The sequence below is a fragment of the Methanomassiliicoccus luminyensis B10 genome, assembly GCF_000308215.1.
Lineage (GTDB): Archaea > Thermoplasmatota > Thermoplasmata > Methanomassiliicoccales > Methanomassiliicoccaceae > Methanomassiliicoccus > Methanomassiliicoccus luminyensis.
Genome location: NZ_CAJE01000020.1, coordinates 24,822 through 38,442, shown reverse-complemented (window position 1 = coordinate 38,442; position 13,621 = coordinate 24,822). Strand labels below are relative to the sequence as shown.

The window sequence follows — 13,621 nt, the reverse complement described above, 5'->3', positions numbered from 1 at the left end:
TTTCCTCATCGGGGGCCGCTCTCCCCGCTCCCGGTGCCAATAATGTTTTTCAAGCTTCCGTTGCCATAGTTAGCTCTCTGCCCAGGACGGCGGGAGCCCGTCCTGGGCCACCGCGTGCGGGGAAGAAGGTGGCGGCGATGGACAGGGACCTGGATGGGGCCGGCTACGCGGCGGGGGTGAAGCGGGTGACGTGGCCCTACGTCATTTCCATCCTGGGCGGCCTGCTCATCCTCATCGAGGGGGTGGTGGTCGCCGTGGTGAGCCCCTTTATCGCCACCGAGGGGGGCATCGGGCCCGATGCCCTCCTGTTCGGCGTGGCCGTCATAGTGCAGGGCCTCATCATCATCTGGGCGGGCTGGGGCCTTCGCAGGTTCCCGAACCGGCACGTCGTTTTGGGAGTGGTGATAGTGGTCCTCTCGATGGTCTCCATGCTTCTGGCCGGCGGCGGCTTCATCATCGGCTCGGTGCTGGGGATCGTCGGCGGAGGCTGGGCCATGATGTCGTTCGAGCCGACCGCCAAGAACGAGTGGGGGGAGTGAAGCGGCCCCTGCGGGGGATGAGCTAAGCATCCCTGCGGAGCGGACCGCCATCGCCACGCCCCCGGCCGCGGCGTACGTGCTCATGCTGCTCGCCGGAGTGCTGGTGATCATCAACGGCATGATGTCCATCGCGGTGGGGCGGTCCCTCGACGTTGCAATCTTCGAGGCGGGGGCGCTCGTCGGCGTGGCCGGTGTGCTCATGGGGGCGGGAATGCTCCTCGCGGCGTCGCGGCTGAACTCGAGGCCGGCCGAGCACGTGCGCCTGGGCGCGGCGGTGATAGTCCTCTCCCTCGCCAGCCTGGTGCTGGCGGGAGGAGGGTTCATCATCGGCTCGGCCATGGGCGTCGGCGGGGGGATCCTGGCCATCGTCTGGAGAGTGTGATCAGGGAGCGATCTCCTCCACCCATAGCTCCTCGAAGAAGACGCGCCGGGTGCCCACCCTCCGGCGGGGGAACGGCGCGAGAGCGCGGTCAAGGGATTCGGTCTCCATCTCCGATGACAGCAGCAGGAGGACCTTGCCGTTCGGCCGCAGGCGCTCCGGCGCCCCCTCGAGGAATCGGGCCAGTACCTCGACCCCGGTCCTCCCCCCGGCCCACGCCAGCTCCAGATCGCCTTCTTCCTCCACCGCCAGGTACGGGGGGTTGAACAGGATCAGGTCAAAGCGGCCGCGGACGCCGGAGAAGAGATCGGACAGGACCACCTTTCCCGGGAGGCGGTTCCGTTCGAGGTTGCGCCTGGTGCACTCGGCCGCCTTGGGATTGATGTCCGCGGCGGTGAGGCAGGCGCCGGCCGAGGCCACGTGGCAGCTGATGAGCCCGGTGCCGCATCCCATTTCCAGGACCTCCATGCCGCGGACGTCGCCGATGCAGTCCAGCAGGAGGAAGGTGTCCTCTGCCGGAGGGTACACCCCCTCGCACTCCGTTATGTCGATGCCCGCGTCGTACTTCATGTCCGCACCGAGCTCACGGCGGGCCTGCATTTATCCTTTTGGCCGCCTCGACCGCATCAACGGCCGACCACGCCAGCAAGCCCAGCCAGGGCACCATGAACATGGCCGTGACCAGGACGGTCCCGAAGAAAATATCAGCATTGCCGGGGTCGAGCAGGACGTACAGGGCGACATAAGACATGGTCCCCAGGAACCCGCCCGCCACAAAGAATATGATGCCCTTGAGCCAGCGGCGGGTATAGAACTGGCCCATGCCCATGAACAGGAGGAGCCCCGGCACCAGCGCCAGGAACATCGCCAGGCGGGGGTTCTTCCGGTCCATCCCCTGCACCGGCGCCACCTGGTACGGCGTGGCGGGCCGCGGCGCCCATTGGCCAGGCGGCGGGACCGGCGCGGGAGCCGGGACGGGATGGGCATGCTCACGGCGCAGCATCCCTTGGTGCTCTGTCTCAGGGCCGGGAAATGGGGAGTACCCGGCGGGACCGGCAGCAGGGGAAGGGCCCGGGGCGGGGCCGGATCGGAACAGCTCCCTCGCTCCCGCCGGCCGGTCCTCGAACCGGTGCCCGCAGGACGGGCAGAACCGGGCGAAGGACGCGGTCCCGGTGCCGCAGGTGGGGCAGCGCTTCTCGGCCGAGGCATTTCCGTCCGTAGCGCGGACCGGCGCTTTTTTGGCATATTCTATCTGCCATGGGGCGGCCCCATCGCCGGCCTCGACCTTCCATCCCTTCAGGCCACTATCCTCCAGGCTATCCCTCAGGCGCGGCCTATCGAAATGTACGCACATAAAGATGCTCTCGCCCATAAGTCGAACGGTCCGGCAAAAATAAGATAACCCCCTCCGGTCATGCGCCCCCGAAATGGACCCTTACTCCCTCGTGATAATCGGCATAATCGTGGTCATACTGGCGCTGGGGACCAGGAAAAGGTTCGACCTGGTCTACCTGCTGGTCCTGGGGAACCTGGCCATATTGTTCGTGGACATAATCTCCCCCGCCGCCAAGTTAGACCTGGCCTTCCGGCCGGGATATCTCAGCACCGGGGAGAACCTCTACACGCTGTTCACTCAGATGTTCGTCCACGCCGGCTTCGTGCACGTGCTGGGCAATATGCTGTTCCTGTTCCTCCTGGGGATCCCCCTGGAGCAGCGCATCGGGAAGAAGCGCTTCGCCCTGGTGTACTTCGCCGCAGGCATCGCCGGCGCGCTCATGGCAGCGGTGGTGCGCTGGGATACCCCCTGGGTATACGTCCTCGGCGCGTCGGGCGCCATCTCCGGCCTGGTAGGCGCCCTTCTGGTGCTGTACCCGAGGGACGAGATCCCCATGATGCTCGGCCCCATACTCCTGCCCAAGGTGCCGGTATGGGCCGGGGCCATATCTTGGCTGGTGTTCGCGGTCCTGTTCGCCGCCATCGGCGGCGGCAACGTGGCCTGGGAAGCCCACGTCGGCGGCCTCCTGGCGGGCCTGGCCATCGGCCTGGTCATAGGGAGAGGGGTGCAGGAGCAGCGGGCCCGGGAAAGGGCCCCAGTGGACTACTCCAAGCTGGAGCCTCTGGCCACCACCGCCGCGCTGCGGAACGCGCTGGAGACCATCAAGACCGAGAAGCAGCCGGACATCCGCAGGGCCTGGCTGGAGTACTTCGCCGATCACGCCACCTGCCCCAACTGCAAGGATGGGAAGCTGAAGTACAAGGGCAACAAGATCGTGTGCCCCTGCCACTTCGAGATGGAGATCCGATGAACGCGGTCAGCAAGGTCATCTTCCCCGGCGTCCTGCGCAACAAGAACGGGGTGCTGGTGGAGGCGCACTCCACCTCCACGCTGGTCACCAGCGAGGACCACATCATCGTGGTGGATACTTCCAGCCCGCAGTTCCGGCCCCTGCTGCTGGACGGACTGAGGCGGCTGGGCGTCGACCCGCTCAAAGTGGACATGGTCGTCAACACCCATCTCCATCACGATCACTGCTCCAACAACGATCTCTTCCCCAATGCCACGTTCTACGCGCGCGTCGAGGAAGATCCCAGCCCCGGCATGCAGGCGGTGAGGGAGGACACCGACCTATGCCTGGACGTCCGCCTGGTGCACACCCCCGGCCATACCAGGGGCTCCATGAGCGTGGTGGTGAGGGCCCCCGACGGCGTGCACGTGGTGGCCGGGGACGCCGTCCCCACCCGGGAGAACTTCGAGCAGTGGGTCCCGCCCATGATCAGGTTCGATGAGTCCGTGGCCCTGGACAGCATGCGCCGCATCGCTGACATGGCCGCGGTCATCGTGCCCGGGCACGGGCCCGCCTTCAGGACCTACGGGGAGAAGCGATAATTTTATCCGCAAGTAAGGCACATGGTTTGGGCGGATTCAGATGTCTGTACCAAACGCGCTTTACCTGGACTGCCCCTCCTGCGGGGAGCATGCTGTGCACGAGGTCCTGAAAGGCAAGATAGGCAAGAAGCAGGAGGTCTTGGAGGCCACGGTGAAGTGCCAGGAATGCGGGCACACCTACTCCACGGTGGTCCGCGAGCCGGAAATGCTCAAGATTCCCATAATCGTGTCCGAGCTCGGCAGCTCTAAGAAGAGCGAGATCGAGCTGGAGGCGGGGGAGCGGGTCAGCGTCAACGACGAACTGTTCCTGGGAGAGGGCCATCTTCTTGTAACGGCGATAGAGAGCGACGGCAGGAGGGTGGAGAGCTGCGACACCGCGAACATCTCCACCATCTGGGCCAAGAAGTTCGATAAGGTCATCGTGAAGATATCGGTCAACAAGCACACCCGGACCATCCCGACGCAGATAGAGGCGATGCCAGACGAGGAGTTCTACGTGGGCGACCTGATGAAGGTAGGGAACGAGGACGTGGTGATCCACAACATCAAGTCCAGGGAAGGCACCGTCCGCCGGGGCAGCGTGCCGGCCCGCGATATAGTACGGATCTACACCAAAGCGGTGAGGACCACCAACGCCTGAGGAAGCGATGCATGAGGACGAGCGGGGCCAGCTGATAGAGAGGTTGCGGCGCTACGGGTACGTGACGGACCGGAAGGTCCTGGAGGCCATGGGTTCGGTACCCCGGGAGGAGTTCCTCCCCGCTGACCAGAGGAGGCTAGCTTACCAGGACACCCCCCTGAGCATCGGGAAGGGGCAGACCATCTCGGCGCCGCACATGGTGGGCATGATGCTCGACGCTCTGGAGCTGAGGCCGGGGATGAAGGTCCTGGAGATCGGGACCGGCTCCGGCTACCACGCCTCGCTGATGGGGTACCTGGTCCGTCCGAACGGGAGGGTGTATACTGTCGAGAGGATCGAGGAGCTCGGCACGAGCGCCCGGGGGACCCTGGAGAGGCTGGGCTTCGGCGACGTGGTGGAGGTTGTCATCGCCGACGGCACCGAGGGGCTGAAGGAGCACGCGCCGTACGACCGCATACTGGTGACCGCGGCCGCGCCGTCGGTCCCCCAACCGCTCAAGGAGCAGTTAGCCGACGGGGGGCGGTTGCTGCTGCCTCTGGGCACCAGGGCCATGCAGGAGCTGGTGATGGTGACCCGGCATGGGGACGAGTACCGCCGGCAGGAGCTGGGCGGGGTGATGTTCGTGCCCCTCATCGGGAAGCACGGCTACCGTGATTGAGCAGCGGGGGCAGCACATCCCGCAGGTCCCGGGAGCGCAGCACCACGTTCGCTCTCTTCTCCACCAGGTCATCGATGGGATTGAAAGCTATGGACAGGCCGGACCCCGCGAACATGGACACGTCCACGAAGCTGTTGCCGATGGCCGCGGTCCGCTCCTCCGGCGCCCCGTACAAAGCCTGGAACCGCTGCAAGGCCCTCCTCTTGTTCGACAGCTCCACCCGCAGCACGCCGTTGCCGGTGAGCCGTCCCTGCGGGTCGCATTCCAGGCTGTTGGCCATGAAGTCGTCGAAGCCGAACTCCTCCGCGATGCGCCGGGCGGCCATGTCCAGCCCGCCGCTGATGATGACGCACTTGGTGCCCTGGCGCCGCAGGGTGCTGACGGTCTCGGCGATCCCGGCGACGATCGGCACCGGCCTCAGGATCTCGTCGATGTCCATCATGCAGAGGCCGTCCTTCTTCCTCATCCACAGCGCGATGTCCCGGCGCATGAACTCCAGGTCGTCGATGCGGCCTTCTATGTAGTCGTCGAGGGAGACCTCGTTGCTCACCTTGAAGTGCTCGTGCACCCAGGTCCACGAGCTGGCAAAATCGACCAGCACGCCGTCCATGTCGAAGGCCACCAGGTCGAAGGCGCGTTCCATGGCCTGGAGCAAAATCAAAACATTATATAGTGCCTTCGGCTGTTGCTTTCGCGATGATAGTCATACTGGGCGTGGGCCACGTCTTCGACATCGCCTCGGAAGTGCGGCGCATAATCGAGGAGGAGCGCCCCGACGTGGTGGGCGTGGAGCTCGATCCCGCCAGGTACCACGCCCTCCTCCACCCCGGAGGACAGACCAACGCCCCCCTGACCTATCGCCTCCTGGCGGCGTTCCAGAAGCGGCTGGCCGGACAGTACGGAAGCGAGGCCGGCGCGGAGATGCTGGAGGCCGCCAAGGCCGCCAAGGACATCGGGGCGGACCTGCTGTTCATCGACGCGGACGCCAGCAAGCTGTTCCAGAGGATGTACCGCGAGATGCCCTTCGCCGAGAAGGTCAAACTGGGCCTGTCGGCCTTCACCTCCCTCTTCGTCAGCTCCAAGAAGGTGGAGAAGGAGCTGGAGAACTACCAGGAGAACGAGGGCACCTATATGGACCAGATGGGGGGCCAGTTCCCCACGCTGAAGCGCGTCCTGGTGGACGAGCGGAACGAGCTGATGACCAAGCGGATCAACAGCGCCGCCTCCCGGTACCCCACCGTCCTGGCGGTGGTCGGGGACGGCCACGTGGACGGCATAATGCGCCTGCTGGACCGGGACGACGTCAGGGTGTACCGTCTGCGGGACATCCGCGAGAAAGGGCGGGGCTCCCAGGCCAAGAGCGTGGAGAACAACTCCCAGGCATCCTTCCACTACGAGTACTGAACGTGGATGCTATCCTTTTTAGTGCCGTCCCCCATTCCCTTGTCGTGCGCGTCACCCTTCTCTCATACACCAAGGACGCGGAGCGGCTGTGCGCCGCCGCGGCCCACTCCTGCTATTCCGAGAAGCCGGCCAGCGAGCTGATGGACGAGTGGACGGAGAAGAAGGGGGAGCGGTGGCTCGGCTCTCCTCTGGACAGCGGCCACCATTCGGTCATCGAGCACGCCAACTATACTTTCTCCATCGAGGGGGTGTCTCGCGCGACCACTCATCAGCTCGTTCGCCATAGGCTCGCCTCATTCTCTCAGCAGTCCCAGCGCTACGTGGACATGAAGAACGCTGAGTACGTGGTGCCGGAGAGCATCGCCGCCGATCCCGAGCTCGAAAAGCGGTTCCGCGCCCTGATGGACAAGATCTGGGAGGAGTACCGGGCTCTGAGCGAGAAGGTCCCGGTAGAGGATGCCAGATACGTTCTGCCCAATGCCTGCACCACCAACATCACCGTGACAATGAACGCCCGAGAGCTGTGGCACTTCTTCGAGCTCAGAACCTGCCGCCGCGCCCAAGATGAGATACGCGCCGTGGCCGATGAGATGCTCCGCCTGGCCCAGGAGGCGTCCCCGTTCATCTTCAAGAGGGCCGGGCCTCCGTGCATATCGAAGGGCAAGTGCTCGGAGGGCAGGATGTCCTGCGGGAAGCCCCGCACCGAGCTGAAGAGGGCTTAGGTCCTCTTCCTCTTGTCGGCGGGGTCCTCCGGCTCGATCTTGTACCTCGATGCTATCACCATCGACACCACCGACATCAGTGTGATCACCCCGAGCAGGGAGGCCACGCTGTTCAGGGGGGTGTAGTGCGGCAGGTTGTTGCTCACCGTCAGCTTCAGCAGCCCGATCCACGGGATCTCCGCCACTGCCTTCCCCAGGATCCACTCGTCCTTGATGGGCTCCGGCACGTCGGACAGGGAGGTCTGGTCCACCGCCCCGGTGCGCTCGCCGCCTCGAGCGTACCAATTATTGTCCCCCATGGTCAGGAAACCCCCGTGGGGCTCGTCGTCCATGTTCCTGAGTATCTGCCACAGGTCGATGTGGACGTCCACCCCGGCATAGCCGATGTCGCGGATGGTCACCGTCTCCTGCAGGTTCCACCACTCGTTCCCTCTTCCCTCTGCCTCCCACCGGTCCGGCGGCAGGCCGGCCAGCTCGGGGATGTCGAACCCGCCGCTGGCGTTATACTCGATCTTGACCAGGGCCCGGTGGATTATGGGCATGGGAGCCTGAGGGGTCTGGAACACGATAACGTCGCCCAGCTCCCCGAAGCTCCGGTGGTCGAGGGGCTCCGAGGCAAGGTAGCTCCTCACCTCCTGCTCGCCGCGGCCGATGACCACCATGTCCCCGGTGTCCAGCACCCCCAGGGCGCTGAGGTCATCGTCGTGCTGCATGCTCCTCGATTCTATGACCATCGGCGGGGCCAGCATCCCGTTGGACAGCAGCAGCGCCGACAGGACCACCATGGCTCCGACCAGCGTCCCGGCCACTATTAGCCCCCTGGACCTCCCCCGGCGCTTCCCCCCACCCCTCTCCTCGCCTCGTACTTCCACCTTCTTTTCTACGCATCGGCCAGCACATAAAACCGACGCCTCCCTCGGACGTCTGGGCGGCAAGGGGGCCTAGGGAAGAGGATTTATATATCCTTTCAAACTTAACCGGCTAGTTGCATTAGGTGTCAATATGGGAAATATCAGACCCACTTACATCAAGAGGATCGCACTTGACCTCGTTAAGCAGTACCCCACCGTCTTCAACGACGATTTCGAGAACAACAAGGCCCTGGTCTCCAAGTTGACCAACGTAGAGTCGATCACCATGAGAAACCGCATCGCCGGCTACGTCACCAGGTACTGGCAGCACATGGAAACCTGAACCGGTACGGTATCTATTCTAGCTCCATGGTTAGGCCGGCCTCATGGCCCTTGCCATCGAGGTCAGGTCCTTCTTCCGGTTGTTCTCTAGCAAGAAGGAAACCGTTGCCCTGAGCGGCATCGATCTGCGTGTCAAGGGGGCGGAGCCGTTCGGACTTTTCGGGCCGAACGGGCGGGCAAGGCCGTTCATTCCGCTGCGCCGACCGCCTGGCCCGGAGGGAAGGCAAGATTGACATGACCGCCACGTACTGATCAGCGGTACGCTTCCCAACCGCACTTGCACTTCTCGGGGGCGAGGCCGCAGGCGAAGCAGCGGGGGCCTTGGCTATCGTCGTGCTGCAACTCCGGCCCGTTCTCTGCATGCTCGGCGGGGAGCATATGCTCCTTGACCTCCTGGAAGTTCTGGGAGAGGTCGTCCATGATCTTCTCGAAGCACAGCGGGCACACGCAGGTGGAGCGTGCTGGTCTCTCTTTCTCCCCGACCCTGACGAACATCAGGTCCTTCTCGATGGCCCCGCCGCAACGGTGGCACTTCCGCTTCCTGTGCGCCTGCTCGATCCACATGCTTAGGTCTTTCACTGCGCCTGCCTCGTCACATCACCGCCGCCGTGGTTAAGGAGATTTTGTGTCTAATTATTCGGAATGATAATAGATTGGCCAGATGTCGTACGATGACGGACGCGGGACCCCTTCCGGCGTCGCGGGAGCGACATCAGCCGATGCTCGCCCACACGATCAGGCCGAACAGCCACAGGACCACTATATGCAGCAGGACGCGCTCGTTGATTCTTCCCTTGTTGACGACCAGGCCGAGGCTGGCAAAGCCAAGGCCTCCCACGCAAAGCCCCAGCGAGTTAAGATGGATCACGTGGCCCAGAAGGCGGGCGATGGGGATGAGGGAGATGAAGTAGAGTATCCCTCCGAGAGCAAAGAAGAGCTCGTCCAGGGTCTTCGGGAACTTGCGCCGGGCCATGAGGGGGCCGAACGGGGAGCCGGGTTAAAGCTATTGGTAGGAGGGGACCGCATTTTGAACATCAGAGAGGATAGGAAGGACGGACCGGGCTTTCATTCATTGATGTAGTCAAAGCGATACTTCGACCCGTCCAGGTAGTCCTGCACCAGCTCGAATCCCAGCCACTTCCGCTTGAGGTCCTCGGCGGTCCTGCCGGTGACGTTGCTCCCACAGAACGGGTCCAGAACCACGTCTCCAGGGTCGGTCAGGAACTTGATGAAGAATCCAGGTAGATCTGAGGGAAACCTCGCGGGATGGGGGTCCAGGCCGAACTCACTGCATTTCTTCAGATAGTCGCCGTTCGAATCATTGTTGCCCATTTGTAGCACGTTCGGCGGGATGGAGCCGCCATGGTCTTTCTGGAACCCATTGGTGATGTTGTGGCCTGACGGCCGCTTCTTGGCCCGGTAGCCGTTTTCGATGAGCCGGAGCTGGTCCGGGCTGTAGGGTTGGAGGACCTTGCGGTTATCAGCTTTCGGCCGTTCGGTCTTGGACAGCCACCATACGTACTCCACGGAATCCTTCACTCTGATCCTCTGTACCGTGACCCATTCCGCGGGAGCAGGCAGCTTGGCCGGGTTATACCAGAAGAACTCCTGAGCCAGTTTGAACTTCTTGGTCAGGTTGAGCAATAGCTCGAATTGATAGAGGGATCGTGTAGGCGAGCCCTTGTTCCAGCACCCACCGATATTGAGGACGAAGCTGCCGGTTGGCTTCAGAACCCTGAAGATTTCATCTGAGAATGTCAGGAACCATCTGGTATATTCCTCTGCATCCACGTTCCCGTACTTCTTCTTGAACACTAGGGCGTACGGGGGCGAGGTGACCACAAGATCTATCGAATCGTCCGGCACGAGCTTGAGCAGTTCTGAAGAGTCGCCTAGATATGTGGCTCCCAGGTCGGTATGGTAATAAGCATCCCGTCCGGGCACGAGCTCGGCGACGGGGTTCGTCGACTCCAGGGGCAGAGGCTCTATGCGCATGCCTACCTCTCCCTGTGGTTGTTGTTCAGCATTCGGTCCTTGGCGATAGTGGACACGAACGATTTCTCTGCGAGCCACGCAAGCACGATGTTTCTCACGATCTCGGCATCCCCTTCTCCGAACTCTCCTCGAAGGTTCTCGATCATGGACCACTGGTCCTGGGTGAACACGACCTGCACTCTCTTTCTGGACATTTTGTTCCCCTACTCTTTAACGACACATATGGGACACAGTTCAGCTACGCTTGCTTAAGATGGCATTCTGGTTAATGAATTTAATCACTACCCTCACGGAACGTCGGACCTAATGCCCTCATCTCTTGCTGATAAATACAATCTCACCCCGGAAGAGGTCCTAAAGATCATCGAAGACAACCCACGTTGCGAACAGATGGTGAAGGGGTTCGTGGCCGAGTATCACTTGGAGAAGATTCTCAAGGTCCTCAAGTCAAAGGGCATCATCCTCGATTTTCACGGGCCAGTCAAGGATAAGGATCCAGACTTCACTTTGGTTACTAAGAACGGTACGTTGCTCATGGAGTGCAAGATGTTCAGGAGCAACAAGAAGGGCTACGAGGTCGACTTCCAAAAGACCCGCAATGCCCAGGATGACAAGCTATCGCGCTTTTATCGAAGGTCTAGCTTTGATATATTGGCCGCTTGCACCTACAACAAGAACGAGAGGTGGGACTTCCGCTTCATCCGGACAAAAGACCTTCCACTGGACGTAAGTGCCGGGGAGGACTGTTTGAAGAAAGTGGTGCGTTGCGAGGAGGGCGACTGTCGTTGGTCAGACTCTTTGGAAAATCTGCTGATTTCGGATACGTCTTCTGCTGAAAGTGGAAGTACAATCGTATCTCCTCCACTTTCATCGACACTGCAAACGTCACCTAACAATGTTGTTCAGCAAGGATTCTCATCCTAATGGGATCCGGAACTCAGCTCATAGCCCAAGAAATGCCTGCATCGAGGTCTGCCTTAGAAAAAAGCTGGCCATCTCACCATCGCAGAAAACGCGACGGAAAAAGAGTTATATGGAGACAATATACAGGAAGATTGCCCGAGTGGGGTAGCTTGGATATCCTAAGAGATTGCGGATCTTTAGACCCGGGTTCGAATCCCGGCTCGGGCGCATCTCCCCACATCCTTCTGAACTCAGCGCTTAAGCATGAATAAGTGGATTCATGGCCACGTTATCAGGGATGCCCCCGAGATCTGGGGACCTTCTGAGCTCCACTCAATGCGCGTATTGCGCCATGCCTTCGATCCTCAGGCCCTCGGTCTCCGCGATCACCACATCCCCGGGGGGCAGTATCCTCGATATCTCCTCCTCCGGGACCTCGAACGCCTTGGCCAGCTGCGACGACGCCTTGCTGCGCTCAGACTTCCCCGGAACGATGATAGCGTACTTGACCGAACGCTCTTCTATGCTGGACACCGGCCCGCACATGATCTTCCGCTCCCCCTCGTAGTCGATCTCCCCGACCGCGAGCTCCAGGGGCAGGTGGTACAGGTAGTTCCTCTTTCCCCTGATGACGAAGGCGCCCCGGGGCACGAACTCCCCGGCCTGGGCCATCTTGCTGACCTGGTCCGGCAGCACCCAGTACGCGGTCCCCTCCGAGGCCCCGGCGGTCCACGCTTTCGAATGAGCAAGAGCGAAGGCGCACGCCTCCCTCATCTCCTCCTCGGAGGCGTTGTTGCCGTCCGTGACTACCACGCTGGGCGCCCCGTGCACGTCGGCGTGGGCGAACCGCTCGGTAGCCTTGAGATGCTTCTTGACCAGCTGGTCGTTGGAGTGCGCGTCGCGGCCGGCCAGCACCAGGCGCCCTCCGGAGGTGATGAACCACTTGTACCGCTCGAACCAGAACTCCTTGGTCTTGCGGACGGCCTTCTTGACCGCCTGGCGGCGCATCTCGCCCTCCTTGAGGACCTTGGCCAGCTTCTTCTCCGTCTCCGCCATCGCCTCCTTGGCCCCCTGCATCTTGTCTTTAGCCTCCTTGGCCCTCTGGTACAGGGCGTTGGCGTTCCCCTCCACTCCGAGGGTGTAGTCCAGCAGCACGCTCTTCTCGGCGATGGTGGCGGTGACGCTGTGCTTCTCCGGATCGACCGACAGTATGTCCGGGAGCGGTTTCACCGCCTCCACGGTCCTCTCCCAGTTCAGTCCCTGGGTGATCTTGGCCAGCTTTTTCAGCATGGCGTCGGTGCCCATGTAGTCGGAGTAGATAGCTTCCGCCTGCTCCGTGTACCCTCGAGCCTCGGCCAGCTGGGCCTCGATGGCCGTCCTCTGCTGGTCCAGCTGCCTCTGCAGCCTCTTGGCCTCGGGGTCCTCCTTCTCCTCCGGCCCCTCCAGATTGGAAACGTAGGTGTGCAGCGCGTCCGAGAAAGTCCCATGTTCCCTCGCTTCCTTGGTAGCGTACTGCATCAGAGGTATCGGCGTCACGTCCACAGCCTTGCCTCCTTCCATCACTTCTCTCGGCCGCAGCTTCGATGACGCCTCGGCGAGCATCATGGACAGCGCCTCGTATATCTTGTGGACGTCGTCCTCGCTCAGCTCCTTGGCCTTGCGGTTCTTCTCCACTCCCGCCCGGAGGCACGCTTCCTCGGCGTACTGCCCTCCCACGTTCACGGCGGTGGCGAGGGTACGCACCGCGTCGGAGGAGGAGTTCAGCACGGTCTTGCGGAAGGAGGCCTCGTCCATCTCCCGGGGGTTGAACCGGGGCTGGGGGAACACGTACTCCACGCCCGGACGGACCTCCCTGTGGCGCCACTTGCGCGAGATGACCGCGTTCAGCACCTTTCCCTCCGATACCACGATCAGATTCCCGTCCCCGAACAGCTCGATGATCACCTGGTACCTCGACGGCCCCTTCTCCAGTTCCATGACCACGATGCGGTCGAACTCCCGCTGGCGGACCGAAGCGATGCGGCAGTTGGTGAGATACTTGCGCAGGTTCACCGCGAACTGGGAGGGGATGTCCGGCATCTCCGGGCGCTCGGGGGCGAGATAGAGCCACTGGAGGTCCTGGAGCATGACCTCCTTCCTCCCCTGGCCGGGCGAGTTGACGCGCAGGAGAACGTTCTTGCCCTCCCAGTGGAACACCTTGTCCAGATAGCCGCCGACCAGGGACTGCATCTCGGTGGTCATGGCCAGGATATCGAACGCGCTCATCTCGTCCTTCATGTCCTACCCACTACGATTTTGCGA

19 protein-coding genes and 1 tRNA gene are annotated in these 13,621 nt (G+C 62.3%); 11 read left to right on the top strand and 9 right to left on the bottom strand.

Annotation, left to right across the window (positions count from 1 at the left end; genetic code table 11):
• Positions 1-137 precede the first annotated feature (137 nt).
• A complete protein-coding gene (locus WYS_RS11230; protein WP_019178268.1) occupies positions 138-539 on the top strand; it encodes a DUF6114 domain-containing protein in 402 nt (133 codons plus the stop codon).
• A 28-nt stretch (positions 540-567) separates the two neighbouring features.
• Positions 568-921 carry a DUF6114 domain-containing protein gene (locus WYS_RS15225; RefSeq protein WP_336603339.1) on the top strand — a complete coding sequence of 118 codons (354 nt, stop codon included), beginning with the start codon at positions 568-570 and terminating at the stop codon, positions 919-921.
• Here the strand turns inward: WYS_RS15225 and WYS_RS11220 are convergent, their stop codons facing one another.
• Positions 922-1,488, bottom strand: a complete 567-nt coding sequence (locus WYS_RS11220; protein WP_026069048.1) for a HemK2/MTQ2 family protein methyltransferase — start codon at positions 1,486-1,488, stop codon at positions 922-924. It lies immediately after the preceding gene.
• Between the two features lie 13 nt (positions 1,489-1,501).
• Positions 1,502-2,290, bottom strand: coding sequence for a zinc ribbon domain-containing protein (locus WYS_RS11215; protein ID WP_026069047.1), 789 nt, complete (start codon positions 2,288-2,290; stop codon positions 1,502-1,504).
• Between the two features lie 55 nt (positions 2,291-2,345).
• Between WYS_RS11215 and WYS_RS15220 the strand changes: the two genes are divergently transcribed.
• The 4 genes from WYS_RS15220 to pcm are packed head-to-tail and all read left to right on the top strand — an operon-like array spanning position 2,346 to position 5,103.
• Positions 2,346-3,224, top strand: a complete 879-nt coding sequence (locus tag WYS_RS15220) for a rhomboid family intramembrane serine protease (protein WP_019178265.1) — start codon at positions 2,346-2,348, stop codon at positions 3,222-3,224.
• Complete coding sequence (locus WYS_RS11205; RefSeq protein ID WP_019178264.1) at positions 3,221-3,805, top strand: MBL fold metallo-hydrolase; 585 nt, start codon at positions 3,221-3,223, stop codon at positions 3,803-3,805. The genes WYS_RS15220 and WYS_RS11205 overlap by 4 nt, the downstream gene beginning before the upstream one ends.
• Before the next feature lie 40 nt (positions 3,806-3,845).
• Positions 3,846-4,445 (top strand): HVO_0476 family zinc finger protein, encoded by a 600-nt coding sequence (locus WYS_RS15215; protein ID WP_019178263.1) that lies wholly within the window; start codon positions 3,846-3,848, stop codon positions 4,443-4,445.
• A 7-nt stretch (positions 4,446-4,452) separates the two neighbouring features.
• Positions 4,453-5,103 (top strand): protein-L-isoaspartate O-methyltransferase, encoded by a 651-nt coding sequence (gene pcm, locus WYS_RS11195; protein WP_019178262.1) that lies wholly within the window; start codon positions 4,453-4,455, stop codon positions 5,101-5,103.
• Here the strand turns inward: pcm and WYS_RS11190 are convergent.
• A complete protein-coding gene (locus WYS_RS11190; protein WP_019178261.1) occupies positions 5,075-5,746 on the bottom strand; it encodes an HAD-IB family phosphatase in 672 nt (223 codons plus the stop codon). The two genes, pcm and WYS_RS11190, sit on opposite strands and share 29 nt — an antisense overlap.
• A 53-nt stretch (positions 5,747-5,799) precedes the next feature.
• Here WYS_RS11190 and WYS_RS11185 point away from each other — a divergent pair, with 53 nt between their 5' ends.
• Positions 5,800-6,507, top strand: a complete 708-nt coding sequence (locus WYS_RS11185) for a TraB/GumN family protein (protein WP_019178260.1) — start codon at positions 5,800-5,802, stop codon at positions 6,505-6,507.
• A 44-nt stretch (positions 6,508-6,551) separates the two neighbouring features.
• Positions 6,552-7,229, top strand: coding sequence for an FAD-dependent thymidylate synthase (gene thyX, locus WYS_RS11180; RefSeq protein WP_026069046.1), 678 nt, complete (start codon positions 6,552-6,554; stop codon positions 7,227-7,229).
• Here the strand turns inward: thyX and WYS_RS11175 are convergent.
• Positions 7,226-8,101: a hypothetical protein gene (locus WYS_RS11175; protein WP_019178258.1), complete on the bottom strand. Its 876-nt coding sequence runs from the start codon at positions 8,099-8,101 to the stop codon at positions 7,226-7,228. The genes thyX and WYS_RS11175 overlap by 4 nt on opposite strands.
• Before the next feature lie 130 nt (positions 8,102-8,231).
• Between WYS_RS11175 and WYS_RS11170 the strand changes: the two genes are divergently transcribed.
• Positions 8,232-8,423, top strand: a complete 192-nt coding sequence (locus WYS_RS11170) for a 30S ribosomal protein S17e (RefSeq protein WP_019178257.1) — start codon at positions 8,232-8,234, stop codon at positions 8,421-8,423.
• A gap of 251 nt (positions 8,424-8,674) precedes the next feature.
• Here the strand turns inward: WYS_RS11170 and WYS_RS11160 are convergent, their stop codons facing one another.
• The 4 genes from WYS_RS11160 to WYS_RS11145 all read right to left on the bottom strand — a co-directional run bounded on the left by WYS_RS11160 (position 8,675) and on the right by WYS_RS11145 (position 10,611).
• Complete coding sequence (locus WYS_RS11160; RefSeq protein ID WP_147654275.1) at positions 8,675-9,001, bottom strand: hypothetical protein; 327 nt, start codon at positions 8,999-9,001, stop codon at positions 8,675-8,677.
• Between the two features lie 133 nt (positions 9,002-9,134).
• On the bottom strand, positions 9,135-9,395 hold the full coding sequence (locus tag WYS_RS11155; RefSeq protein ID WP_019178254.1) for a hypothetical protein: 261 nt from the start codon (positions 9,393-9,395) through the stop codon (positions 9,135-9,137).
• Positions 9,396-9,487: 92 nt separating this feature from the next.
• Positions 9,488-10,417 (bottom strand): DNA-methyltransferase, encoded by a 930-nt coding sequence (locus WYS_RS11150; RefSeq protein WP_019178253.1) that lies wholly within the window; start codon positions 10,415-10,417, stop codon positions 9,488-9,490.
• Between the two features lie 2 nt (positions 10,418-10,419).
• Positions 10,420-10,611, bottom strand: a complete 192-nt coding sequence (locus tag WYS_RS11145; RefSeq protein ID WP_019178252.1) for a hypothetical protein — start codon at positions 10,609-10,611, stop codon at positions 10,420-10,422.
• A gap of 112 nt (positions 10,612-10,723) precedes the next feature.
• Between WYS_RS11145 and WYS_RS11140 the strand changes: the two genes are divergently transcribed.
• Both WYS_RS11140 and WYS_RS11135 read left to right on the top strand, forming a co-directional pair.
• Entirely contained in the window at positions 10,724-11,341 is a 618-nt protein-coding gene (locus WYS_RS11140) for a hypothetical protein (protein WP_019178251.1), read from the top strand.
• 133 nt (positions 11,342-11,474) lie between these two features.
• Positions 11,475-11,548: transfer RNA gene (locus WYS_RS11135), tRNA-Arg, on the top strand.
• A 105-nt stretch (positions 11,549-11,653) separates the two neighbouring features.
• Here WYS_RS11135 and rqcH read toward each other — a convergent pair.
• Entirely contained in the window at positions 11,654-13,597 is a 1,944-nt protein-coding gene (gene rqcH / locus WYS_RS15210) for a ribosome rescue protein RqcH (RefSeq protein ID WP_019178250.1), read from the bottom strand.
• Between the last annotated feature and the right edge of the window lie 24 nt (positions 13,598-13,621).

What these genes read in the sequence shown, in the direction of transcription:
- WYS_RS15215 (WP_019178263.1), top strand. Translation starts at nt 3,846, where the DNA reads ATGTCTGTACCAAACGCGCTTTACCTGGACTGCCCCTCCTGCGGGGAG.
- WYS_RS11230 (WP_019178268.1), top strand. Translation starts at nt 138, where the DNA reads ATGGACAGGGACCTGGATGGGGCCGGCTACGCGGCGGGGGTGAAGCGG.
- WYS_RS11185 (WP_019178260.1), top strand. Translation starts at nt 5,800, where the DNA reads ATGATAGTCATACTGGGCGTGGGCCACGTCTTCGACATCGCCTCGGAA.
- WYS_RS11190 (WP_019178261.1), bottom strand. Translation starts at nt 5,746, where the DNA reads ATGGAACGCGCCTTCGACCTGGTGGCCTTCGACATGGACGGCGTGCTG.
- WYS_RS15220 (WP_019178265.1), top strand. Translation starts at nt 2,346, where the DNA reads ATGGACCCTTACTCCCTCGTGATAATCGGCATAATCGTGGTCATACTG.
- rqcH (WP_019178250.1), bottom strand. Translation starts at nt 13,597, where the DNA reads ATGAAGGACGAGATGAGCGCGTTCGATATCCTGGCCATGACCACCGAG.
- WYS_RS11155 (WP_019178254.1), bottom strand. Translation starts at nt 9,395, where the DNA reads ATGGCCCGGCGCAAGTTCCCGAAGACCCTGGACGAGCTCTTCTTTGCT.
- WYS_RS11170 (WP_019178257.1), top strand. Translation starts at nt 8,232, where the DNA reads ATGGGAAATATCAGACCCACTTACATCAAGAGGATCGCACTTGACCTC.
- WYS_RS11205 (WP_019178264.1), top strand. Translation starts at nt 3,221, where the DNA reads ATGAACGCGGTCAGCAAGGTCATCTTCCCCGGCGTCCTGCGCAACAAG.
- WYS_RS11220 (WP_026069048.1), bottom strand. Translation starts at nt 1,488, where the DNA reads ATGAAGTACGACGCGGGCATCGACATAACGGAGTGCGAGGGGGTGTAC.
- WYS_RS11145 (WP_019178252.1), bottom strand. Translation starts at nt 10,611, where the DNA reads ATGTCCAGAAAGAGAGTGCAGGTCGTGTTCACCCAGGACCAGTGGTCC.
- WYS_RS11150 (WP_019178253.1), bottom strand. Translation starts at nt 10,417, where the DNA reads ATGCGCATAGAGCCTCTGCCCCTGGAGTCGACGAACCCCGTCGCCGAG.
- WYS_RS11215 (WP_026069047.1), bottom strand. Translation starts at nt 2,290, where the DNA reads ATGGGCGAGAGCATCTTTATGTGCGTACATTTCGATAGGCCGCGCCTG.
- pcm (WP_019178262.1), top strand. Translation starts at nt 4,453, where the DNA reads ATGCATGAGGACGAGCGGGGCCAGCTGATAGAGAGGTTGCGGCGCTAC.
- WYS_RS11140 (WP_019178251.1), top strand. Translation starts at nt 10,724, where the DNA reads ATGCCCTCATCTCTTGCTGATAAATACAATCTCACCCCGGAAGAGGTC.